This is a genomic window from Paenibacillus sp. FSL R7-0340 (genome assembly GCF_038002205.1).
Taxonomy (GTDB): domain Bacteria; phylum Bacillota; class Bacilli; order Paenibacillales; family Paenibacillaceae; genus Paenibacillus; species Paenibacillus polymyxa_B.
The window spans coordinates 1,217,903-1,240,454 of sequence record NZ_JBBOBY010000001.1; the positions used below are offsets into that span (position 1 = coordinate 1,217,903).

The 22,552-nt window shown below is 45.8% G+C and carries 17 protein-coding genes, 15 tRNA genes and 2 rRNA genes; 31 read left to right on the forward strand and 3 right to left on the reverse strand.

Features of this window, described 5'->3' with window-relative positions:
- The first annotated feature begins 104 nt into the window (after positions 1 to 104).
- The 24 genes from MKX59_RS05325 to MKX59_RS05440 all read left to right on the forward strand — a co-directional run bounded on the left by MKX59_RS05325 (position 105) and on the right by MKX59_RS05440 (position 13,777).
- Entirely contained in the window at positions 105 to 566 is a 462-nt protein-coding gene (locus MKX59_RS05325) for a GNAT family N-acetyltransferase (protein ID WP_023990256.1), read from the forward strand.
- 98 nt (positions 567 to 664) lie between these two features.
- Positions 665 to 1,378 (forward strand): MgtC/SapB family protein, encoded by a 714-nt coding sequence (locus MKX59_RS05330; RefSeq protein WP_023990255.1) that lies wholly within the window; start codon positions 665 to 667, stop codon positions 1,376 to 1,378.
- Positions 1,379 to 1,460: 82 nt separating this feature from the next.
- Positions 1,461 to 2,114, forward strand: a complete 654-nt coding sequence (locus MKX59_RS05335; protein WP_023990254.1) for a hypothetical protein — start codon at positions 1,461 to 1,463, stop codon at positions 2,112 to 2,114.
- A gap of 7 nt (positions 2,115 to 2,121) precedes the next feature.
- Positions 2,122 to 3,525 carry a DUF4097 family beta strand repeat-containing protein gene (locus MKX59_RS05340; protein ID WP_028541863.1) on the forward strand — a complete coding sequence of 468 codons (1,404 nt, stop codon included), beginning with the start codon at positions 2,122 to 2,124 and terminating at the stop codon, positions 3,523 to 3,525.
- A gap of 108 nt (positions 3,526 to 3,633) precedes the next feature.
- Positions 3,634 to 4,065, forward strand: a complete 432-nt coding sequence (locus MKX59_RS05345; protein ID WP_013311903.1) for a Fur family transcriptional regulator — start codon at positions 3,634 to 3,636, stop codon at positions 4,063 to 4,065.
- Positions 4,066 to 4,250: 185 nt separating this feature from the next.
- Positions 4,251 to 5,969, forward strand: coding sequence for a glycosyl hydrolase family 18 protein (locus MKX59_RS05350; protein WP_023990252.1), 1,719 nt, complete (start codon positions 4,251 to 4,253; stop codon positions 5,967 to 5,969).
- A 112-nt stretch (positions 5,970 to 6,081) separates the two neighbouring features.
- Positions 6,082 to 6,960 (forward strand): nucleotidyltransferase-like protein, encoded by an 879-nt coding sequence (locus MKX59_RS05355; protein ID WP_023990251.1) that lies wholly within the window; start codon positions 6,082 to 6,084, stop codon positions 6,958 to 6,960.
- 453 nt (positions 6,961 to 7,413) lie between these two features.
- A 16S ribosomal RNA gene (locus MKX59_RS05360) occupies positions 7,414 to 8,969 on the forward strand.
- 404 nt (positions 8,970 to 9,373) lie between these two features.
- Positions 9,374 to 12,300 (forward strand): 23S ribosomal RNA (locus MKX59_RS05365).
- Together the 16S and 23S rRNA genes with 15 tRNA genes alongside form the textbook arrangement of a ribosomal RNA operon.
- Positions 12,301 to 12,366: 66 nt before the next feature.
- Positions 12,367 to 12,442 (forward strand) — tRNA-Asn (locus MKX59_RS05370).
- Positions 12,443 to 12,445: 3 nt separating this feature from the next.
- A tRNA-Ser gene (locus tag MKX59_RS05375) sits at positions 12,446 to 12,537 on the forward strand.
- 17 nt (positions 12,538 to 12,554) lie between these two features.
- A tRNA-Glu gene (locus tag MKX59_RS05380) sits at positions 12,555 to 12,626 on the forward strand.
- A gap of 69 nt (positions 12,627 to 12,695) precedes the next feature.
- A tRNA-Val gene (locus tag MKX59_RS05385) sits at positions 12,696 to 12,771 on the forward strand.
- 26 nt (positions 12,772 to 12,797) lie between these two features.
- Positions 12,798 to 12,874, forward strand: a tRNA-Met gene (locus tag MKX59_RS05390).
- A 15-nt stretch (positions 12,875 to 12,889) separates the two neighbouring features.
- Positions 12,890 to 12,966, forward strand: a tRNA-Asp gene (locus tag MKX59_RS05395).
- A gap of 37 nt (positions 12,967 to 13,003) precedes the next feature.
- Positions 13,004 to 13,076: transfer RNA gene (locus tag MKX59_RS05400), tRNA-Phe, on the forward strand.
- Between the two features lie 22 nt (positions 13,077 to 13,098).
- A tRNA-Thr gene (locus tag MKX59_RS05405) sits at positions 13,099 to 13,174 on the forward strand.
- 5 nt (positions 13,175 to 13,179) lie between these two features.
- Positions 13,180 to 13,265 (forward strand) — tRNA-Tyr (locus MKX59_RS05410).
- A gap of 7 nt (positions 13,266 to 13,272) precedes the next feature.
- Positions 13,273 to 13,346, forward strand: a tRNA-Trp gene (locus MKX59_RS05415).
- Between the two features lie 17 nt (positions 13,347 to 13,363).
- Positions 13,364 to 13,436: transfer RNA gene (locus tag MKX59_RS05420), tRNA-His, on the forward strand.
- Positions 13,437 to 13,446: 10 nt separating this feature from the next.
- A tRNA-Gln gene (locus MKX59_RS05425) sits at positions 13,447 to 13,521 on the forward strand.
- Positions 13,522 to 13,528: 7 nt separating this feature from the next.
- A tRNA-Gly gene (locus MKX59_RS05430) sits at positions 13,529 to 13,600 on the forward strand.
- A gap of 12 nt (positions 13,601 to 13,612) precedes the next feature.
- A tRNA-Cys gene (locus MKX59_RS05435) sits at positions 13,613 to 13,687 on the forward strand.
- Between the two features lie 11 nt (positions 13,688 to 13,698).
- Positions 13,699 to 13,777, forward strand: a tRNA-Leu gene (locus MKX59_RS05440).
- 44 nt (positions 13,778 to 13,821) lie between these two features.
- On the opposite strand, the gene MKX59_RS05445 is transcribed toward MKX59_RS05440, so the two are convergent.
- The 3 genes from MKX59_RS05445 to MKX59_RS05455 form a co-directional block, all read right to left on the reverse strand.
- The gene (locus tag MKX59_RS05445) at positions 13,822 to 13,950 is read right to left on the reverse strand and encodes a hypothetical protein (protein ID WP_256703645.1); all 129 of its coding nucleotides are present in this window, start codon (positions 13,948 to 13,950) and stop codon (positions 13,822 to 13,824) included.
- Between the two features lie 84 nt (positions 13,951 to 14,034).
- The gene (locus tag MKX59_RS05450) at positions 14,035 to 14,532 is read right to left on the reverse strand and encodes a tyrosine-type recombinase/integrase (RefSeq protein WP_226887823.1); all 498 of its coding nucleotides are present in this window, start codon (positions 14,530 to 14,532) and stop codon (positions 14,035 to 14,037) included.
- A 686-nt stretch (positions 14,533 to 15,218) separates the two neighbouring features.
- A complete protein-coding gene (locus MKX59_RS05455; RefSeq protein ID WP_023990249.1) occupies positions 15,219 to 15,401 on the reverse strand; it encodes a hypothetical protein in 183 nt (60 codons plus the stop codon).
- Between the two features lie 220 nt (positions 15,402 to 15,621).
- Here MKX59_RS05455 and MKX59_RS05460 point away from each other — a divergent pair, with 220 nt between their 5' ends.
- The 7 genes from MKX59_RS05460 to MKX59_RS05490 all read left to right on the forward strand — a co-directional run bounded on the left by MKX59_RS05460 (position 15,622) and on the right by MKX59_RS05490 (position 22,539).
- A complete protein-coding gene (locus tag MKX59_RS05460; protein WP_023990248.1) occupies positions 15,622 to 16,143 on the forward strand; it encodes a MarR family transcriptional regulator in 522 nt (173 codons plus the stop codon).
- Positions 16,124 to 16,900: a Fe-S cluster assembly ATPase SufC gene (sufC, locus tag MKX59_RS05465; protein WP_023990247.1), complete on the forward strand. Its 777-nt coding sequence runs from the start codon at positions 16,124 to 16,126 to the stop codon at positions 16,898 to 16,900. The genes MKX59_RS05460 and sufC overlap by 20 nt, the downstream gene beginning before the upstream one ends.
- 23 nt (positions 16,901 to 16,923) lie before the next feature.
- Positions 16,924 to 18,231, forward strand: coding sequence for a Fe-S cluster assembly protein SufD (sufD, locus tag MKX59_RS05470; RefSeq protein WP_023990246.1), 1,308 nt, complete (start codon positions 16,924 to 16,926; stop codon positions 18,229 to 18,231).
- Between the two features lie 43 nt (positions 18,232 to 18,274).
- Positions 18,275 to 19,672, forward strand: coding sequence for a Fe-S cluster assembly protein SufB (gene sufB, locus MKX59_RS05475; protein ID WP_023990245.1), 1,398 nt, complete (start codon positions 18,275 to 18,277; stop codon positions 19,670 to 19,672).
- 313 nt (positions 19,673 to 19,985) lie between these two features.
- Positions 19,986 to 20,225: a NifU family protein gene (locus tag MKX59_RS05480; protein WP_013373004.1), complete on the forward strand. Its 240-nt coding sequence runs from the start codon at positions 19,986 to 19,988 to the stop codon at positions 20,223 to 20,225.
- Between the two features lie 385 nt (positions 20,226 to 20,610).
- A complete protein-coding gene (locus tag MKX59_RS05485) occupies positions 20,611 to 21,162 on the forward strand; it encodes a TetR/AcrR family transcriptional regulator (RefSeq protein WP_023990242.1) in 552 nt (183 codons plus the stop codon).
- A gap of 114 nt (positions 21,163 to 21,276) precedes the next feature.
- Positions 21,277 to 22,539 carry an MFS transporter gene (locus tag MKX59_RS05490; RefSeq protein WP_327204603.1) on the forward strand — a complete coding sequence of 421 codons (1,263 nt, stop codon included), beginning with the start codon at positions 21,277 to 21,279 and terminating at the stop codon, positions 22,537 to 22,539.
- The last annotated feature ends 13 nt before the right edge of the window (positions 22,540 to 22,552 follow it).

A 22,552-nucleotide genomic window follows, 5' to 3' on the forward strand; every position in this document is an offset into this window, starting at 1 on the left:
CTTTTAGGGACAGGCCCCTTTTGCATAGCGCTGAGAACGGTTGGCGCGAACAAGCTTTAGAATCCTGATGGCATTTTATGAGTTTCCTTAGGAGGGAAAACAGCATGGTTACCCTATGTTCATTGGAAGATGATGATATCGTCAGTCAGATATGGCGTCTACAGCACGTTGCCTATAGGTTGGAAGCTGGGCTGATTGGGTTTGATGAGATTCCTCCACTGATGGATACATTGGATACGCTGAAAAGCTGTGGAGAGTCTTTTTATGGGTGGCTGGAGGACGGTGAATTGCTAGGAGCACTGGCTGTGCAGTCTGAGTCGCCCGATTCGCTTACCCTTACACGTATGATGGTTCACCCGGATCATTTTCGAAAAGGTATTGCAGACTCTTTAATGAAGCATGTTTTGAATGAATATCAAAATATCCCGTTGTTTATTGTCTCTACAGGAACTTTAAATACTCCTGCGGTGACATTGTATCGAAAACATGGCTTTCGCCCCGTATCTGCGGCGGAGGTCGCCCCAGGCGTGGAATTAACCACCTACCATCTGCATAAGTTGGAATAGCATTGAAATATCATTAAATTGGCATTAAAAATGCACATAAGCCCACAAACCGCGCACCCGGAGTGGGAAGTACGACATAACCGGGAGGAGTGACTTGAATGAATAATCCGTGGATTATAGACGATTCACATATCATTTTACGGCTTTTGCTGTCCATGCTTCTCGGTGGATTCATTGGCTTTGAACGCGAACGTTCCAATCACGCAGCTGGTTTGAGGACTCATATTATGGTCAGTCTTGGTTCGACGCTGATTATGCTACTCTCCATTTACGGCTTTGCCGATTTTATTAAAGAAGCTAATGTACGCATAGATCCCGCTCGTTTGGCTACGGCTGTAATCACTGGCGTAGGCTTTTTGGGTGCAGGGACGATTATGTTCACAGGTAAATCCATTACCGGACTAACGACTGCGGCTTCCATTTGGGTCGTGGCTGCCATTGGTCTTGGGGTCGGAGCAGGCTTTTATTTCCCGTCTATTGCGGCAACGGTGCTCGTGTTTTTAAATTTATGGGTATTTAACAAAGTCGAACTCCGATATATGCGTGGACGCAAGCGTCATCTTATTACATTGTACGGATTGTCGTCTCACGGATTGCTGGAGCAGATTTCGACTTATTTAGAGCAAGAAAAAGTGGAAATACGTAAAATAATGATTAAAGAACATGAAAATGTCCCATTTCACGAATTACATCCAGATCGGCAGAGTATGGAGGTTTCCCTAGAGGTGCTGTCCCGTCATGATTTTAATCCCGTACGTATTGCAGCTGATTTACGACAATGGGAAGATATAGCTGCTGTCTCCGTCGAGTAATAGTCTACCTTTTTTTAACAGTTACTCTTAAATCCGATTGGGGTACTATGTAAGCATCGAAGTATTTTCAGCGGAGCCACGCATGGGATTCAAAGGGGAGGATGGCATGAACTCGGAACAACCGTTACCGTCTGGAGAGGCTGGACAGCTACAAGCATCGGAACAGCGGGAACAGCCCAGACAGGGGAAACGTCTAAAATACGCTAAATTTCGCAAAGTGATTGCTATTATCATGGCGGCATTGTTACCCGGACTGGGACATCTTTTTTTAGGACTGTTTATTAGGGGGCTTAGTTTTATTGTATTGCTCCTGCTAGATATTTTTGCGATGTTGTATGTTTCCTCTGACGGCTTGAGGATCAACATTCCATTACTTATTTTGCTTGGATTGTTCATACCCATTTTATATTTTTATAATGTATATGATGTCTTACAGTCAGCAGATTACATGGTTCGTTATCGGCGTAAGCCAGATCGTTATGCACGAATGGATGCTAGAGGCCAGCAAAGTAGTCCTTTTTATGCATGGGAGAGAGGCTTTGCTTTTGCTGTGCTAATGGTGGCAGGCGGTGGACTTATGATTTTGTTTCGCATGAAACCTCGCTGGTTGAGTAATTTCTTTGAGGATTATGGATTCCTTACGCTGGCCATTTTATTAATGATGATCGGTTTATTCCTTTTTCTAAGGGAAGCCTTTCTGAACTTTAAGCGTAAAAAGTTGAAAGAAAGAGGGTGAAGCTGGCGTGCACCGCAAAATAAGAGTCGGGCGCTACACCTCTTCGCTTCTGTTGATGGCTGTAGGCATTTTGCTTATTGTAGATGTGTTTCAAAATACTGAATATATGCTTCAGCTCCTCGTTTGGTGGCCCGTAATCTTTGTGCTTTGGGGACTGGAGTATCTGATTTTTTTTGCCATGTACTATCGGAAAGAAGGCAAGTCTGACAACGGAAGGCGATTCAGACCTGACCTAAAGGGGATTCTGTCCGCTTTGGTAGTGGCAGCCTCGGTTTTTATCGTGACCCAGCAAAATCATTATATGTATCTGTGGAACCGGGTCAGTCTCAATCTGACGTCAGCCTCTATGGATTTTAGCCAGGCTAAAGAGAATCGGTATGATATGGGTGGTATGCTGGTACCTGTAACTATGCAGACGTCCGATTTAGTAGTTGATTCGGTTAATGGTGATGTAACACTGATCAGACGGCCTGTGTCCAATATAGAGGTACGAGGGACTCTATGGGTGGATCAAGCGCCTGCTGCCGAAGCGGACAAGATTGCTCAAGCTTCTTCACTGACTTCTACCGACGGCAAGACTATCCAGATTCGTCCGGAGGCAAAGTCGTACGGAGCATCAAGCAAACGTCAGCCTCGTGTGAACATGCTGATCACCGTGCCGGAGGACCGGCGGTTCAATGTGCAGATTAGAACCTCCAACGGGAATATTTCCTTGAATGGAGTTGATGCAATTGACAGCATTCGGCTTGAGAGCGGTAATGGAAATCTCACTGTTAATGACGCTATCGGCAATGTCAAGGGAGGCACGCTGAACGGTCAGGTTAAATTGCATCGGATTTCTGGAGATGTGGATGTGCGCACGAACCGTGGCGACATGCAAGCAGGCGATATTGAAGGAGCTGTGACACTGCACACCATGGTAGGTGATATTCAGCTCGCTCGTTCGGAAGGGGACATCACCGTAGATACTCAGAATGGTGACATGAATGTGCTGAATTCTACAGCCAAGCTGAATGCAAATTCGCTTAATGGCTCTATCAAAGTGCATAGCGAGCAGATAGGCGGAGATTGGAAAATATACAGTGCTGTCGGTGATATCGTATTGGATCTTCCGTCGAATGGAGATTTTCAGTTAGAGGGTTCAAGCAGTTATGGTAATCTTCAATCCGATTTTCCATTTAAAATAGACAGTAAAAGTATTTCAGGCCAAAACGGGACAGGCAAGTATGCGATCAACGTAGAGGGCAACAGTAATTTAACCATTAAAAAGTTACTGATGCCGTCGTTACCCGACTTGGATGATTCCGGGGGTACGACTGCGCCCGATACATCTGAAAGCTCTGCGGCTGAACCGGGAGCTTCTGAGACAGATACCTCTATAGGAATATCCGGCGACAATACGGCGCGTTGACAAGAAACTTGAGTAGACCGTACAATGTGAGTAGGTTTAGAAGTGAATTGTAAATAGATGCGTGGTAATTGATAGGATCGTAAGTAAGGGATAAGGCGGTGGACATATATGGCAGCACGCGTCCAGCATGCTTTGGAACTTCTGAAGAAGACAGGTGTACGCATAACACCCCAGCGTCATGCCATATTAAACTATTTAATGGAAACTATGGGGCACCCGACTGCAGATGAAATATATCGAGCGCTTGAGTCCAAGTTTCCAAGTATGAGTGTGGCTACGGTTTATAATAACTTAAAGATGTTTATAGAAGCGGGTATGGTACATGAGTTGACCTATGGAGATAACGCCAGTCGTTATGATGCCAATATTTCGGAGCACTATCACATCATTTGCGAAAAATGCGGAAAGATTGAAGATTTCAGTTATCCGTATTTGGCCGATGTGGAACGCCATGCCGCGTTGGAAACAGGCTTCGAGGTGCATGGACATCGTATGGAGTTACACGGAGTATGCAAAGCTTGTAGTAACAAACAAACGTAACGAAACAAGGAATAGAAGTTTTTTGTGCGGTATGTATATATTGTAATGGATTGGAAACGTGAGGAATTCCCCATAAGCGGGGATTTACCGCGTTTTTTTGTTTAAATCACTTTATTTTTGTTTTAAGTAATCTGTTGAGGTTACAAAATACGGAAATTCAAAGTTCATACAATGGAGGTTCAATATTGGCCAGAAATCATTCCAGACGCCGCCGTAAACGTTCACGATTCAAAGGAGCGGCAAGCCTGCTATTATTTGCAGCGATTATATGTGCAATTACTGTTGTATGGTTTGGTAATCCCCTTCACGAGAAACCCGATTGGCAGGGCAGTGTCCGTCCTATTTTTATGCAGGGAAAGTTGACTGGGTATGAAGCTCAGAGCTCCGGCAAGAACATGCTGATGCCGCTTAAATTGGTGCAAAGTAAAATTGATCCTACGGTTCGCTACGAGGATGACAGCCAAACCGTCATTATGGCGACGAGACAAAACCTGCTCTATATGAAGGTTTCGAAGGCACAAGGGGAACTGAATGGTAAAACATATGCGCTGAGCGCAACCCCTCAGGTAATCAGTGGAGAGGTATATATCCCGATAGAGGCTGTACGTGAAGTATACGGCGTTTCTATACACGAAGACCCTGTGACTGGTGCTGTCATCCTAATGAAGGCTGGAGAGAAGGTCAGGCTGGGGAGTGTAGAAAAGAAGGATGGCCCACAGGATGCTACAATCGCCTTACGTAAAGAAGCCTCTAGCCTATCTTTCATTTTGACAGATATATCTCAGCGGACGAAGGTGCGTATTTGGTCCAAACAGGGAGATTGGTATTTTGTTCAGTTAGACAATGGTTATGCAGGATACATTAAGTCAGACCATGTCGCTGAAGGAGAAGAGCTTGTGATCCCTTCGGTTAAGGACGATTTGTCCATCTCGGAAAAACATTGGGAGGGTAGATTAGTAAACCTCGCTTGGGAAGCTGTCTATAATCGCAAGCCCGATCCTTCCAAGTTTGATCCTATGCCTGGAGTAAATGTGGTGAGCCCTACGTGGTTCAGTGTCGTCGATCATGAAGGTACTGTAGAAAGCAAGGCAGATCCTGCCTATGTCAGCTGGGCACATCGCAAAGGGATTGAGGTTTGGGGCTTGTTGAGCAACAGCTTTAATCCCGAATTAACAACAGAAGCTTTGTCCACCTTTGAACGTCGAAAGTCGATTGTAGATCAGATGATTTCACTTGCCCTAGAAAATGATCTGGACGGTATTAATATTGACTTTGAAAATGTTCATACGAAAGATGGCCCAAATGTCACCCAATTTTTGCGGGAACTTAAACCGATGGCTCGGGAACATGATTTGATACTGTCCATTGATGTAACGCCTAAATCTCAAAGTGAGATGTGGTCAGCTTTTTTAGATCGAAAATCATTAGGCACCATCACAGATTACCTCATGGTAATGGCATATGATGAACATTGGGCGGCTAGTCCAAAGGCTGGTTCTGTCGCCTCGCTACCATGGACGGAAGCGTCAATTAAGCGAATTATTCAGGAAGATGAAGTGCCGCCTCAAAAAGTGGTTTTAGGTATTCCATTATATACTCGCGTGTGGTCCGAGACTCCCAAAGAAGGGAAGATTAAGGTCACCTCCAAATCACTTGGTATGGAGGCAGCAGCGGATATCATAGCCAAATTTAAGTTGAAGCCTAAGTTTAGAGCTTCCGAAGGTCAAAATTATGTTGAGTATACAGAAGATGGTGTGGTCAAAAAGATTTGGCTGGAGGATCAGGTATCTCTTGAGGCAAGAGTAGAACTTGCCAAATCGCTGAAGCTTGGAGGAATTGGTGTGTGGAATCGAACTTTTGCTGATGCAAACGCTTGGGTAACACTGAAAAAAATAAGTGAATAAGATAAAAATTTATACAATTGAAGAAGGAAGTCTCTTATTTATGTAGAAATGATCACATGTATCCAAATATCCAATTTGCGGTCATAGCCGCCTTGCAGATATGGAGGGAGAAGTGCAGCTAACCAAATTAAACCTGATGTATGATGAATTGTTGCAGGAAGATTCGATAGGTGTTATTTCGTATAGAAAGCCGGGAGAGTATTTTCACGGTTCGATGTTGTATGACTTTGATGAACTCATTCTAATTATTGGAGAAGGCACCAAGCCAGTTCGTTCTATTCAACACTTATTTATGAATGGATTAAGATGCCAAGTGTTGTATGCAACGCTCAGTTGTCTGAAGGAATGGATTATCGCTGGTGAACAAGCCAACATTATAGATTATGTGCTAGAAGGTCGTATTGTCTGGGAACGGGATGACAGGGTCCGTCTTTTAAGACAGGAAATTGTTGATTTTAACGATCCACTGCGGGAGCAGAAGCGATTTCATGAGTTCTCCCGTTTTCTGGTCAATTACGTTCATGGTAAAAGAGCGGTGCGAGAAGGGCGGATCATTGACGCTTATCAAAGTGTTCTGAAAGCATTGGATCATTGGGCATCTATTGAACTCATTGAACGGGGGATTTATCCAAAGATTCACTTATGGGTTCAGGTACGGCCTCTGGATCGAACGATTGACAAATTGTATAACGAACTCACATTAAGTACGGAAACCTTGGAACAACGGGTTGAACTAGTACTGCTTGCTTGTGAATTTTCAGTTATGTCAAAAATGGAGGAGTGCTCATCTCCGCTATTCCGTATATTAGGCAGCAGACGGGAACCTTGGTCTATAAATGAACTTATTAACCATCCTGAGCTAAAGAATCTCCAATTGGATCTTACCGTCGTGCTCCGTAAACTGGTATATCGTTCACTTATTAGAGAAACAGCTGCCGGGGATTTTAGGGAGCGTGGACAAAATCGTGAACTGCGTTACTCCCTTATTTGATGTGCAGGGGTTGATTTGTCAGGAAGAAAGGTTGTTAAACCGACTTTTCTTCCTTTTTTTGTACGTGATTTAGTATTTATAAATAGTTAAAAAATATAAATTATCAATTTAGGTTGACGAGTATATAAAATATGTGATAAGTTATAACTCGCCCCATTAAGCAGCATGAATAATTTTGAACTGTTTAAAGCAGGATAAACGTGTTGCATCAAGCAGAAAAATGAATTTTCAAAAAAAAGCTTGACGAAAAATGAGATTATGTGTTACATTATTTAAGTCGCCGCTGAGACGCGGTGGTGAAACAAAGTAAGACAAAATGCAGGTTTGATCTTTGAAAACTGAACAACGAGTGAGTAAAACGATTTTGTTCGCAAAATCAAACGAGAGATATTTTATCTCGTCAGTTTCAAAATGAGCTTATCGCTCTTTCTATAAACCAACTTCGGTTGGTCTTTAATGGAGAGTTTGATCCTGGCTCAGGACGAACGCTGGCGGCGTGCCTAATACATGCAAGTCGAGCGGGGTTGTTTAGAAGCTTGCTTCTAAACAACCTAGCGGCGGACGGGTGAGTAACACGTAGGCAACCTGCCCACAAGACAGGGATAACTACCGGAAACGGTAGCTAATACCCGATACATCCTTTTCCTGCATGGGAGAAGGAGGAAAGACGGAGCAATCTGTCACTTGTGGATGGGCCTGCGGCGCATTAGCTAGTTGGTGGGGTAAAGGCCTACCAAGGCGACGATGCGTAGCCGACCTGAGAGGGTGATCGGCCACACTGGGACTGAGACACGGCCCAGACTCCTACGGGAGGCAGCAGTAGGGAATCTTCCGCAATGGGCGAAAGCCTGACGGAGCAACGCCGCGTGAGTGATGAAGGTTTTCGGATCGTAAAGCTCTGTTGCCAGGGAAGAACGTCTTGTAGAGTAACTGCTACAAGAGTGACGGTACCTGAGAAGAAAGCCCCGGCTAACTACGTGCCAGCAGCCGCGGTAATACGTAGGGGGCAAGCGTTGTCCGGAATTATTGGGCGTAAAGCGCGCGCAGGCGGCTCTTTAAGTCTGGTGTTTAATCCCGAGGCTCAACTTCGGGTCGCACTGGAAACTGGGGAGCTTGAGTGCAGAAGAGGAGAGTGGAATTCCACGTGTAGCGGTGAAATGCGTAGATATGTGGAGGAACACCAGTGGCGAAGGCGACTCTCTGGGCTGTAACTGACGCTGAGGCGCGAAAGCGTGGGGAGCAAACAGGATTAGATACCCTGGTAGTCCACGCCGTAAACGATGAATGCTAGGTGTTAGGGGTTTCGATACCCTTGGTGCCGAAGTTAACACATTAAGCATTCCGCCTGGGGAGTACGGTCGCAAGACTGAAACTCAAAGGAATTGACGGGGACCCGCACAAGCAGTGGAGTATGTGGTTTAATTCGAAGCAACGCGAAGAACCTTACCAGGTCTTGACATCCCTCTGACCGGTCTAGAGATAGGCCTTTCCTTCGGGACAGAGGAGACAGGTGGTGCATGGTTGTCGTCAGCTCGTGTCGTGAGATGTTGGGTTAAGTCCCGCAACGAGCGCAACCCTTATGCTTAGTTGCCAGCAGGTCAAGCTGGGCACTCTAAGCAGACTGCCGGTGACAAACCGGAGGAAGGTGGGGATGACGTCAAATCATCATGCCCCTTATGACCTGGGCTACACACGTACTACAATGGCCGGTACAACGGGAAGCGAAATCGCGAGGTGGAGCCAATCCTAGAAAAGCCGGTCTCAGTTCGGATTGTAGGCTGCAACTCGCCTACATGAAGTCGGAATTGCTAGTAATCGCGGATCAGCATGCCGCGGTGAATACGTTCCCGGGTCTTGTACACACCGCCCGTCACACCACGAGAGTTTACAACACCCGAAGTCGGTGGGGTAACCCGCAAGGGAGCCAGCCGCCGAAGGTGGGGTAGATGATTGGGGTGAAGTCGTAACAAGGTAGCCGTATCGGAAGGTGCGGCTGGATCACCTCCTTTCTATGGAGAATCGTTTCCTGCAACGGAAACATTCAAATAAGCAGGTACAATGTACCTGCGACCGGATATTCAATTCGGTTCATCACGTTCGTGTGAATGAAATGAATATCCTTAACTTACTCACTCGTTGCTCAGTTTTGAGAGCTCAAACTCTCAAGCTTTGACGAATGTTTCATTCACACATCCGTGTGGAATCGAAATATTCATCGGGTTTCGCTTCGAAGAAGCGAATTGCACCTTGAAAACTGGATACCGAAACGAAATTGCGTTTTAGAATATTCCTTTAAGCTGATCTTGTGTAAACAAGTGAAATAAAGGTAGCAGGTAAGGAAAGATCTTTTGCCTTTGGCAAAAATCATTCTTTATCGAACATCGACATTTTCTTTCTTTGAAAGAAAAGTCTAGGTTAAGCTACAAAGAGCACACGGAGGATGCCTAGGCGCCAGGAGCCGACGAAGGACGTGGCGAACAACGATAAAGCCTCGGGGAGCTGTAAGCAAGCTTTGATCCGGGGATGTCCGAATGGGGAAACCCGGCTGTCTTCATCGACAGTCACTTTCTGCTGAATACATAGGCAGAATAGAGGCAGACCAGGGGAACTGAAACATCTAAGTACCCTGAGGAAGAGAAAACAATAGTGATTCCGTCAGTAGCGGCGAGCGAACGCGGATTAGCCCAAACCAAGGAGCTTGCTCCTTGGGGTTGTGGGACGTCTCACATGGAGTTACAAAGGAACCGGTTAGATGAAGAGGTCTGGAAAGGCCCGCCAGAGAAGGTAAAAGCCCTGTAGTTCAAAACTTGTTCTCTCCGAGACGGATCCCGAGTAGTGCGGGGCACGTGAAACCCCGTATGAATCCGGCAGGACCATCTGCCAAGGCTAAATACTCCCTGGCGACCGATAGTGAAGCAGTACCGTGAGGGAAAGGTGAAAAGCACCCCGGAAGGGGAGTGAAATAGATCCTGAAACCGTGTGCTTACAAGAAGTCAGAGCCCTATTTATGGGTGATGGCGTGCCTTTTGTAGAATGAACCGGCGAGTTACGTTCCCGTGCAAGGTTAAGGTGAAGAGCTGAAGCCGCAGCGAAAGCGAGTCTGAATAGGGCGATCTTGAGTACGTGGACGTAGACCCGAAACCGGGTGATCTACCCCTGTCCAGGGTGAAGGTGCGGTAACACGCACTGGAGGCCCGAACCCACGCATGTTGAAAAATGCGGGGATGAGGTGGGGGTAGCGGAGAAATTCCAATCGAACCCGGAGATAGCTGGTTCTCCCCGAAATAGCTTTAGGGCTAGCCTCGGAAAAAAGAATCGTGGAGGTAGAGCACTGATTGGGTGCGGGGCCCGCAAGGGTTACCAAGCTCAGTCAAACTCCGAATGCCATAGATTTAGTTCCGGGAGTCAGACAGTGAGTGCTAAGATCCATTGTCGAAAGGGAAACAGCCCAGACCATCAGCTAAGGTCCCCAAGTGTGTGTTAAGTGGGAAAGGATGTGGAGTTGCACAGACAACCAGGATGTTGGCTTAGAAGCAGCCACCATTGAAAGAGTGCGTAATAGCTCACTGGTCGAGTGACTCTGCGCCGAAAATGTAACGGGGCTAAACACACCACCGAAGCTATGGCTTGATGCTTGCATCAGGGGTAGGGGAGCGTTGAATGCGGGTTGAAGGTGTACCGTAAGGAGCGCTGGACTGCATTCAAGTGAGAATGCCGGTATGAGTAACGAAAAGATCTGTGAGAATCAGATCCGCCGAAAGCCTAAGGGTTCCTGAGGAAGGTTCGTCCGCTCAGGGTAAGTCGGGACCTAAGGCGAGGCCGATAGGCGTAGTCGAAGGACAACAGGTCGAAATTCCTGTACCACCGTAATCCGTTATGAGCAATGGGGTGACGCAGTAGGGTAGTGACGCGGACTGATGGATGTCCGTCTAAGCAGTGAGGCTGGTGTGTAGGCAAATCCGCACATCGTAAGGCTGGGCTGTGATGGGGAGCGAAAATTGTAGTAGCGAAGGTCATGATCTCAGACTGCCAAGAAAAGCCTCTAGCCAGGAGAAGGTGCCCGTACCGCAAACCGACACAGGTAGGCGAGAAGAGAATTCTAAGGCGCGCGGAAGAACTCTCGTTAAGGAACTCGGCAAAATGACCCCGTAACTTCGGGAGAAGGGGTGCCTCGGTAGGGTGAATAGCCCGAGGGGGCCGCAGTGAAAAGGCCCAAGCGACTGTTTAGCAAAAACACAGGTCTGTGCGAAGCCGCAAGGCGAAGTATACGGGCTGACGCCTGCCCGGTGCTGGAAGGTTAAGGGGAGTGGTAAGCCTTCGGGCGAAGCTATGAACCGAAGCCCCAGTAAACGGCGGCCGTAACTATAACGGTCCTAAGGTAGCGAAATTCCTTGTCAGGTAAATTCTGACCCGCACGAATGGCGTAACGACTTGGGCGCTGTCTCAACGAGAGATCCGGTGAAATTTTAATACCTGTGAAGATGCAGGTTACCCGCGACAAGACGGAAAGACCCCATGGAGCTTTACTGCAGCTTGATATTGAATTTGGGTACGATCTGTACAGGATAGGTGGGAGCCGTTGAACTTTGAGCGCCAGCTTGAAGGGAGGCATCCTTGGGATACCACCCTGATCGTATCTAGGTTCTAACTTGGTACCGTGATCCGGTGCGAGGACAGTGTCAGGTGGGCAGTTTGACTGGGGCGGTCGCCTCCTAAAGAGTAACGGAGGCGCCCCAAGGTTCCCTCAGAATGGTTGGAAATCATTCGAAGAGTGCAAAGGCAGAAGGGAGCTTGACTGCGAGACCTACAAGTCGAGCAGGGACGAAAGTCGGGCTTAGTGATCCGGTGGTACCGCATGGAAGGGCCATCGCTCAACGGATAAAAGCTACCCTGGGGATAACAGGCTTATCTCCCCCAAGAGTCCACATCGACGGGGAGGTTTGGCACCTCGATGTCGGCTCATCGCATCCTGGGGCTGAAGTAGGTCCCAAGGGTTGGGCTGTTCGCCCATTAAAGCGGTACGCGAGCTGGGTTCAGAACGTCGTGAGACAGTTCGGTCCCTATCTGTCGTGGGCGTAGGAAATTTGAGAGGAGCTGTCCTTAGTACGAGAGGACCGGGATGGACGTACCGCTGGTGTACCAGTTGTTCCGCCAGGAGCACCGCTGGGTAGCTATGTACGGAAGGGATAAGCGCTGAAAGCATCTAAGCGTGAAGCCCCCCTCAAGATGAGATTTCCCAATTAGTAAGACCCCTTGAAGACGACGAGGTAGATAGGTTGGGGGTGGAAGTGCAGTAATGCATGGAGCTGACCAATACTAATCGGTCGAGGGCTTATCCTAAGAATAAAACGCAATGAGTTTCGGATCCAGTTTTCAGGGTGTAACCTTGAAACAAATGCTTAATATTCCCTGATAGCTCAGTTGGTAGAGCACTCGACTGTTAATCGAGTTGTCACAGGTTCGAGTCCTGTTCGGGGAGCCATATGGAGAGGTGTCCGAGTTGGCCGAAGGAGCACGATTGGAAATCGTGTAGGCGCCAAAAGCGTCTCGAGGGTTCGAATCCCTCTCTCTCCGCCATAATTATTTTATTGCATGGCCCGTTGGTCAAGGGGTTAAGACACCTCCCTTTCACGGAGGTAACAGGGGTTCGAATCCCCTACGGGTCATAAAAAATATCATAAAAGAACTTGCAATAAAAAGTTCATTATGGTATAATATGAGAAGTGCTTAATTGTGGAGGCTTAGCTCAGCTGGGAGAGCATCTGCCTTACAAGCAGAGGGTCGGGGGTTCGAGCCCCTCAGCCTCCACCATTTGAAAATTAAATATTTATTATTGTCGCGGGGTGGAGCAGTTCGGTAGCTCGTCGGGCTCATAACCCGAAGGTCGCAGGTTCAAATCCTGCCCCCGCAACCAATTAAAATTTATTATGGAACTGTGGTGTAGAGGCCTAACATGCCTGCCTGTCACGCAGGAGATCGCGGGTTCGAATCCCGTCAGTTCCGCCATTAGTAATACAACGTTTAATGAAGAGCCTTATAATAAGGCTCGGTAGCTCAGTCGGTAGAGCAGAGGACTGAAAATCCTCGTGTCGGCGGTTCGATTCCGTCCCGAGCCACTTTTAATTGAATATTTTATGTGCCGGTGTAGCTCAACTGGTAGAGCAACTGACTTGTAATCAGTAGGTTGGGGGTTCAAGTCCTCTCGCCGGCACCATTTTTGGAGGATTAGCGAAGTGGCCAAACGCATCAGACTGTAAATCTGCTCCCTTACGGGTTCGGTGGTTCGAATCCATCATCCTCCACCAGTTTTATAGGGGCATAGTTTAAAGGTAGAACAACGGTCTCCAAAACCGTTGGTGTGGGTTCAATTCCTGCTGCCCCTGCCAATTATTCATTACTTGCGGCGGTCGTGGCGAAGTGGTTAACGCACCGGACTGTGACTCCGGCATTCGTGGGTTCAAGCCCCATCGGCCGCCCTTTACTTATTGGGGATTAGCCAAGCGGTAAGGCAACGGACTTTGACTCCGTCATGCATAGGTTCAAATCCTATATCCCCAGCCATCTTTATGCGGACGTGGCTCAGCGGTAGAGCATCGCCTTGCCAAGGCGAGGGTCGCGGGTTCGATTCCCGTCGTCCGCTTTGTTACACTCTGGCGCCATAGCCAAGTGGTAAGGCAAAGCTCTGCAAAAGCTTTATTCCCCAGTTCAAATCTGGGTGGCGCCTCCATAATTGAATATGCCGGCGTGGCGGAATGGCAGACGCGCTCGACTCAAAATCGAGTGGGAAACCGTGGAGGTTCGAGTCCTCTCGCCGGTATTAACTAAAAGAGTTCATTAGAGATAATCTCTAGTGGGCTTTTTTTATTTGAGCTTTAGTACCGCACTCATTGCTTGAGCTGAAGACACCTTTGAGTTGTATTCGAAATGCGAATAAATATTTGCCGTTGTTGCATAATCGCTGTGGCCTAACCATTCCTGAACTTCTTTCATGCTTACCCCTAATACATCTACATAAATATACTCCAGGTATTCAAGACAATAAGAATTGTCAGAAGATAAGCGATAGGATTCCTGTTATTCCTTCATACGAATCAGAAGCTCATAGAACGTGTCCACCAGTGGCAGTATACGGCGACTGGCTTTATTCTTGGTTCGGTCCTTTTCAATTTCAATATATCTACCATTCAAATTACCCGATGTGGCGGTATGTTTAATATTAATAGTCCAATTCAATAAATCAATAGCCGACCATTTTAATCCTACGACCTCGCTTCGGCTTAGCCCATAAAAGGCAGCCAGGATAACGAAAAGCTCAATTCTTTCGCCTCGGATTACTGCGAGGAGTTGATTCAGCTCCTCGGCATTGTAGAAGCTCACGACGTAATTGTTCTTTTTTGGGCTTTCAACTAAGTCAGGGAGATTCGCCACAATCAGCTTTATTTTCACGGCATACTGAAGGGCTCTGCAAATGTTCGCGTGGTAATGAATAACGGTATTGGCGCTGACACCTTGCACATTCATTTCATGGGTATACAAGGTCTGAAAATCCTCTGTAGTTAAATCATCAAGCAATACATCCCTTTCTCTCGGAAAAAGGATCTACGCGGCCTTTTACAGTGTCGGAATAGGAGATATAGGAGATGAGATAAGCCCGATACTGTTTTTCATCATCTCTAGCCATTGAAGCATAAAGTCTGCGAACAGCCTTTTGCTATTACCGGATGGAGTAGCCGCTTTTACTCTTACAGCATATCTTCGTTTTCAACCGCGAGTGCTTGTCCTTCCATATGATAATTCTTCCTGGCTTCCTGAAGCAAGATTTCGGCTCTTTTCTTGGTTCCTTTTATCTTAAGCCCCGTAGGGATCCATTTTGGTTATCGTTTACCATTCTCATCTTTACAGTTAGGCGGATGTCCCGTTGCGCTTTCTCCTCTTCCAACAACTCCAGAGGGTGAACCCGATCCTTTTTCAAATACCGGTTGAGCTTCGGAATGGATTTGCTACAAAAGTGGTAGCTGAATCCGCCGATGGATTGCTTTAGCGCCCAGAAGGTGCATTTGATTTTGAACCGGGCGGTATAAAGTTCGATGATCTAGGTCGTCTCCAGTGTCAGATCGGTGCTGGCTAGAATGGAGCATCGCCTGTTCGGATTCACCAGCAAAAACCACAGTTTTTGGTATACTCTTTGGCCCCATAACATATCCAGACACAGGTAACTGACGGATTATTCATTGCCATACATGCTCACGATAGCGTACTCAAACGCTGCGGTACGGCTTTAAAACAGCTCGGCCAAGCACCACCTTTGTCCTCTTTTTACGGTAGCGACCCCGGTCTGTGGCAGGTGTACCATGACGTTCATAGGCAACGGTATTGGACTTGGCTTCGGTTACCATATCCATCCGGGTGCTGCCGAATTGATCAGAGGTAGGCAAAACCATTTCCGGGACGTGCCCTAGTCAAAACACAGCATGAGGCCGATGACAATGATAACAAACTCATGAAAAGCGCCTCCAAAATTGCGTCACATTTAACACAATTGATATTGATTATCAATATCAATTGTGTTAATATAATTTTGTTCACTAGTGAACAAAAAATAATCTAATGGTGACACTGAACTTGGTCTGCAACTACTACAAGAGAGGGGAGATTGGGAAATTGGAGTTTCAAAATCATTTTAAAGGTCATCTTTACGAGCAATATATTAAAATGCTACATCTGAATGAGCTGTATACTGAACAAGAATTTAACTCGTTTCGGCAACAGGCCAGAAAGTACCAGATTGACATGCTCTCCAACAATATTACTAGTGTACACGTTATTGATTGCATTGGTGATTATGAACCGATAAATCATACCGGGATTGTGGAGAAGATGGGGTTGTCCAAAGCTAGCATTACTAAAATTAGTGCAAAGCTGCTGGAAATGGGCTTCATTATGAGAAGTCAACTGAACAGCAATCGTAAGGAGATTTACTTTAGTTTAACGGATAAGGGAAGACACGTTTATCATTTGCATAAAGAACTGCACAAAGAAAAAGAAGAAAGGTTTTACCAATTCATTGAATCCTATTCAGAGGTTGAGCTGCAGACTATTGGAAAATTTATGAGTGATTTGGTGGCGCGTGCCGAAGAATACTCCGAAGGGAAGTTTACGATAAATGACGACATTAAAGATTGAGGAATTAAGATCCAAGATTGAAGGGAAAGAAATTTTAAAAGGGCTCACACTGGAGATTCATGGCGGAGAGATTCATGCGATTATGGGGCCTAATGGGACGGGAAAAAGTACATTGGCTTCAGCTTTAATGGGCCATCCCAAATATGAGGTTACTGGCGGTAAGGTGACATTGGACAATGAAGACCTTCTGGAGATGGAGGTGGATGAGCGTGCCCAGGCAGGCTTGTTCCTCGCTATGCAATACCCAAGTGAAATTGCTGGCGTGACCAACTCGGACTTTCTCAGAAGTGCCATCAATGCACGGCGTGAAGAAGGCGATGAGATATCCTTAATCCGTTTTATCCGTGAAATGGAGAGCAAAATGAAGGGGCTGGAGATGAACCCGGAATTTGTGCATCGTTATTTGAATGAGGGATTCTCTGGCGGTGAAAAAAAGCGGAATGAGATTTTGCAAATGATGCTACTTGAACCCAAGTTTGTGATCCTGGATGAAGTGGACTCAGGGCTTGATATTGATGCACTGCGTATTGTGGCCAATGGCGTAAATGAGATGCGCAGCCCGGATAGAGGCTTTTTAATCATCACCCATTATCAACGACTGTTGAATTATATTACCCCGGATTTTGTGCATGTCATGATGCAAGGCCGGATAGTTAAATCTGGCGGTCCGGAGCTTGCCCACCGTTTGGAGGCTGAAGGGTACGATTGGGTGAAGGAGGAACTTGGGATTACGGATGAGACGGTAAGGGAAGCTTAAAAGCCGGAGAGGAGGAACAGCACGTGGATATACAAGCTAGAGTTTCAATGAATGTGGACGATTTACGCGCATGGTCAAGCGCTAAGGATGAACCTCGTTGGCTGATTGAACGCCGCGTTCACGCACTCGAACTGGCAGGGACGCTGGAGTTGCCTAAAGTGGAGAAAATCAATCTCGAAAAATGGGATATCTACGAAAGTGGAGATTACAAGGCTGAGAATGCGTGGTCTAGTTTGGAGGAAGCGCCGGAGGTTGTTCGAGGTTTGGTTGCTTCTCCGGTGAAAGGCGGACTAATCGTTCAGTTCAACTCGGATGTAGTGTATACGAAATTGTCCGAGAGCTTAGCCGCCCAGGGAGTCATTTTAACGGATCTGCATACTGCGGCAAAAGAGCATGAGGAGCTGGTTCAACGTTATCTCTTTCAGGCAGTAAAGCCAGAAGAACATCGTTTATCTGCTGCACACAGTGCCTTATGGAGTGGTGGCGTTTTTCTATATGTCCCAGACGGTGTAGAGGTTGAAGCACCTATTCAAGCGATCTTTCTTAACGATACAAGCGGTGTGTGTTTTGCTCCTCACGTCTTAATTGTGGCAGGGAGCAACAGCAAGATCACTTATGTGGATAATTGTGTATCGAGTGGTGATGATGTCAAGGTATTGCATAACGGTGTGACGGAGGTCTTCGCGGGGGCGGGCTCAAAGGTGCAAGTAGCTTCGGTTCATCAGCTTGCTGCAACTACAACAGATTTCACCCAGCGACGGGCGGTCGTTCTTGCTGATGGGGGTGTGGAATGGATTATTGGTGAGATGAACAATGGTTATACCGCCAGCGATACCAAGACTTTGCTACAAGGCAACGGGGCGGTCTCCGACAATAAGGTGATTGCTATTGGCACGGGCAATCAAAAATCGAGCTATACAACTCAAGCTCAGCATTTTGGCAGAAGCTCGGTAAGCCAGATGATTACGCGTGCAGTCATGCTTGAAGAAGCTACGGCCATTATTAACGGCATTACAAAGATTGAAAAAGGCGCAACCCATTGTGATGGTCAGCAAACAGAACGCGTGCTTATGCTAAGTCCTAAAGCTCGCGGCGATGCCAATCCGATCCTGCTGATAGATGAGGATGATGTAACCGCGGGTCATGCTGCATCCGTGGGGCAAGTAAATGCAGAGCAAATCTATTATCTGATGTCGCGCGGGATATCACGGAGTGAAGCCGAACATCTTGTTATTTTCGGATTTCTCGCTCCTGTCATTTCGGAGATCCCGCTGGAAGGTGTTCGCAGTCGCCTAAAAGATTTAGTGGAAAGCAAGCTCGGCAGATCATAGCAAATCAAAATGAATCTTGAAAGGTTAAAAAGGAGTGATACTAATGGCTAAAAAAGCACCAGATATGGGCGAATATAAATATGGGTTTCGCGACAAGCACCAGTCTATTTTTCAATCTGGAAAAGGTCTGACGGAAGAGATTGTCCGGGAAATTTCCCGGATCAAGGAAGAGCCGGAGTGGATGCTCAATTTTCGGTTGAAAGCTTTGAATCAATTCTACAAAATGCCGATGCCTGAATGGGGAGCGGATTTGACCGGGCTAAATCTTGATGACATCCAGTATTACGTTCGCCCTTCTGAAAAACAGGGAAAGACCTGGGAGGAGGTTCCTTCCGAGATCAAAGCAACCTTTGACAAGCTGGGAATCCCTGAAGCGGAGCAAAAGTTCCTGGCGGGCGTATCCGCTCAATATGAGTCGGAAGTAGTTTATCACAGCATGCGGAAAGAACTGGAGGATCAGGGCGTTATTTTCCTTGATACGGATAGTGCATTAAAGCAATACCCCGAAGTGTTTAAGCAACATTTTGGGACGATCATCCCTCCCGCCGACAATAAATTTGCGGCGCTTAATAGTGCGGTTTGGTCAGGCGGTAGCTTTGTATACATTCCGAAGGGTGTTCAGTGCGAGGTTCCTATACAAGGTTATTTCCGTATTAATTCTGAAAATATGGGTCAATTCGAGCGGACATTAATTATTGCCGAAGAGGGCAGCTTTGTCCATTATGTTGAAGGATGTACAGCACCTATTTATAGTACCAGTTCTCTGCATAGTGGAGTTATTGAAATTATTTGCCGGAAAGATTCCCGTGTCCGTTACACGACCATTCAGAATTGGGCTCCTAATATCTACAACTTGGTAACCCAAAGGGCTGTGGCAGAAGAAAATGCCACAATGGAATGGGTGGACGGCAACATCGGCTCCAAGGTAACAATGAAGTATCCGGCAGTATTATTGAAAGGACGGGGAGCCAAGGGGTCCATCCTGTCTATTGCCGTAGCCGGTAAAGATCAGCATCAAGATGCTGGCGCGAAGGTAATTCACCTTGCTCCCGAGACAACATCTACGATTATATCCAAATCCATCAGCAAGCAGGGCGGAAAAGTAAACTACCGAGGGTTGTCCAGCTTCAGCCGCGATTCCGCAGGGTCCAAGTCCAATATTAAGTGCGATACGTTGATATTGGACAACATGTCAACATCAGATACGATTCCGTACAATGAAATTAAAAACGATCAGATTACTTTGGAGCACGAGGCAACAGTATCCAAAGTGTCCGAGGAACAATTGTTTTACTTAATGAGCCGCGGGCTTACAGAACAAGATGCTACACAAATGATTGTAATGGGCTTTATTGAACCGTTTACCAAAGAATTGCCAATGGAATATGCCGTTGAAATGAATCGGTTGATTCAATTTGAGATGGAAGGAAGCATCGGTTGATTCATTAATTTAATAGATCAAACCTTTATCATTCTTTAAAGAGGTGCTAGTAATGAAGAAAAATAATTCGGACGATTCAGAACTAGCTCAAATTACCCGAGAGATACGAAAACTTCAGTTCTGCTTCAATATGCTGTCAGGATTGAGCGCAAGTTGTGGTGTGATGATACCTTTAGACTCTATTCATACGCTTATAAGGGAACTTTCGGATCAAGAGGTCACTCTTAGGCAAAAAGCAAAGGATCACTCAGACGATCTAGGGTGAAAAAAGGTCTGAATTGACGGTTGATAAAAAATGGGAGGAGTTGACATAATGGATGAAAATGGAGTTTTATTCGATGAAGTATCGGAAGTTCTTCTCAAACTACGTCCTTTCTTACTGCGTGACGGTGGAGATGCTGAACTGGTCGAAGTTGAGAACGGTATAGCAAAATTAAGATTTTTGGGAGCTTGCAATGGTTGCCCAAGTGCTACGATTACGTTAAAGGTTGCTATTGAGCGCGCAATTCTTGAGGAAATTGATGATATTAAAGAAGTTGTACAAGTATTCTAAATTCCTTGATACTGAGCAACTGAGTTAGTCCTGTCGCAGACCATAGCTACGGAAGTTGATCCCGCTGCTCAATACCAAAGTACATCGACAGATTACCTTGCGGGTCGAAATCGACGAGCAGCGCTTATTTTCCTTCATTAAACAAGGTATTATCAAGATTGTATTCGGTATCGAGTGGGAAACCGTGGAGGTTCGAGTCCTCTCGCCGGTATACACAAAAGGGTGATAAAATGCTTAAAGGCATTTTATCATCCTTTTTATTATATATTCATGATTTTGGCAACAAGGTTAACATGGATTTGACCAGCGCTTTGATCTTATCGTAAGATGATGGTACTGAAAAAACTTTTCTAGTTTACTGAGCACGAAAGAAATGAGGACGAATATGCAGGAAAGAATTTTGGAGGCTTTTGTAGAGGAAGTTCATGAAAATGGTTTGAAATTTACGATGGATGATCTTGCGAAAAGACTCGCCATTAGTAAGCGTACGTTGTATGAACATTTTTCGTCTAAGACGCTTATTTTAGAAACACTTATTGAGCGTACTAATGATGATATGATTCGTAAAACTGAGCAAATTATCGAAAATAATGAGTTATCTTTGTTAGACAAGATTAAGCAGTCGATTAGGGTCATGCCTCTGTATTATAAGTTTTACGATTTAAGAATATTGGACCAGATGAAAAAGTATTATCCTGAGCAATGGAAAAGGGTACATGCCGATTTAAATGACTGGTCTCCGATTAGAACATTAATTCAGGAAGGCATTCGAGAAGGAATAATAGTGAACAAAAATGAGGCTCTGATCATGAAGCTTATTATTGAATCTGTAAATTTAACGCTTGATCAGCGTTTCTTTCTGGATAACAGTGTGACGGTAGAGGAAGCAACTTATTCTATTGTAGATATTCTGTTGTTCGGATTGGTCGAAAAATAAAAAAATAGCCTCAACAATATGCTGCATATTTGAAGAGGCCATTTTTTTATATGAAAACTAATAAAACAATTTTAGTTTCAATTGTTTTTGAAAAAGAATAATGAAGTTTACCTGATGTTGAATAAAGAGATACGGAAAAGGAAGGGTGGAAATATGTCTATACTCACAAGAAATCGAGGAGCAATGCTGTTATTGATGCTTAACATTTTTTTGGCATTCATGGGGATTGGCTTAGTTGTTCCTGTGTTACCTAAGTTTATAAGTGAGCTAGGGATGAATGGTTCCTCGATGGGGCTGATGGTTGCAGCTTTTGCGTTGACACAGCTTTTGTTATCACCATTGTCAGGAAAGTTGTCTGATCGTTATGGACGTAAAAAGTTGATTGTTTCTGGGATGTTCATCTTCATGTTATCAGAGCTTGTTTTTGGACTGGCAAATTCCATTCCTACCCTGTTCATAGCACGAATCATGGGTGGAGCAGGGGCAGCATTGCTTACTCCTTCTATTATGGCCTATGTAGCTGACGTGACCTCGTTTGAGGAAAGAGGCAAGGGAATGGGAATGATCAATGCAGCGATCAACACAGGCTTCATAATAGGACCAGGGATTGGCGGTTTGCTTGCCACATATGGAATACGCATTCCCTTCTTTGCGGCAGCAGGAGCTGCGGGAATAGCGGCTATCTTGTCTCTGTTAGTGCTGCCTGAGTCTTTAAGCAAGGAAAAGCAACAATTTAATAGAGAGCTTCCACGTCAAAAAGAAAATCTTTTGCAGCAATTTGCCAAGTCATATCAATCTCCATATTTCATGGGTTTACTCATTGTATTTGTCGTTGCTTTTGGGTTAGCGAACTTTGAAACAGTGTTTGGACTGTTTGTTGACCATAAATATGGTTTTACACCAATGGATATTGCCATCATTATAACGACAGGCTCCATTATGGGAGCAGTTGTCCAAGCAACTATATTTGGATGGATCATTAATCGTTTTGGAGAGAAAAAAGTCATTCACCTCTGTTTGGCTATTGGGGGCGTTTTCATTTTTCTAACCCTATTTGCTGAACAGTATGTGATGATTATGCTGACGACCTTTATCATTTTTCTGGCTATGGATATCCTTCGTCCAGCAGTAAGCACTTCTCTATCGCGGCAGGCCGGAGATGAGCAAGGCTTTGTGGCAGGAATGAACTCGTCCTATACAAGCTTGGGTAATGTGATTGGACCGTTAATTGCAGGACTGTTGTTCGATGTTCATATTAACCTGCCTTATATGGTTGCAGCTATAGCGTTACTGGCTTGTCTTGTCCTGTCACTACGCTCCAAGCAAGCGGGTGAGCAACACTCGATAGCCCGTGCAGCAGAACAGCATAGAGGGTGATAGCCGCAGGTCT

Bases quoted from the DNA above. Each gene is read 5' to 3' on its own strand.
- MKX59_RS05325 (WP_023990256.1), top strand. From the start codon at position 105: ATGGTTACCCTATGTTCATTGGAAGATGATGATATCGTCAGTCAGATA.
- MKX59_RS05330 (WP_023990255.1), top strand. From the start codon at position 665: ATGAATAATCCGTGGATTATAGACGATTCACATATCATTTTACGGCTT.
- MKX59_RS05335 (WP_023990254.1), top strand. From the start codon at position 1,461: ATGGGATTCAAAGGGGAGGATGGCATGAACTCGGAACAACCGTTACCG.
- MKX59_RS05345 (WP_013311903.1), top strand. From the start codon at position 3,634: ATGGCAGCACGCGTCCAGCATGCTTTGGAACTTCTGAAGAAGACAGGT.
- MKX59_RS05445 (WP_256703645.1), bottom strand. From the start codon at position 13,950: ATGAAAGAAGTTCAGGAATGGTTAGGCCACAGCGATTATGCAACAACG.
- MKX59_RS05455 (WP_023990249.1), bottom strand. From the start codon at position 15,401: ATGGTTTTGCCTACCTCTGATCAATTCGGCAGCACCCGGATGGATATG.
- sufC (WP_023990247.1), top strand. From the start codon at position 16,124: ATGACGACATTAAAGATTGAGGAATTAAGATCCAAGATTGAAGGGAAA.
- sufB (WP_023990245.1), top strand. From the start codon at position 18,275: ATGGCTAAAAAAGCACCAGATATGGGCGAATATAAATATGGGTTTCGC.
- MKX59_RS05480 (WP_013373004.1), top strand. From the start codon at position 19,986: ATGGATGAAAATGGAGTTTTATTCGATGAAGTATCGGAAGTTCTTCTC.
- MKX59_RS05485 (WP_023990242.1), top strand. From the start codon at position 20,611: ATGCAGGAAAGAATTTTGGAGGCTTTTGTAGAGGAAGTTCATGAAAAT.
- MKX59_RS05490 (WP_327204603.1), top strand. From the start codon at position 21,277: ATGTTGAATAAAGAGATACGGAAAAGGAAGGGTGGAAATATGTCTATA.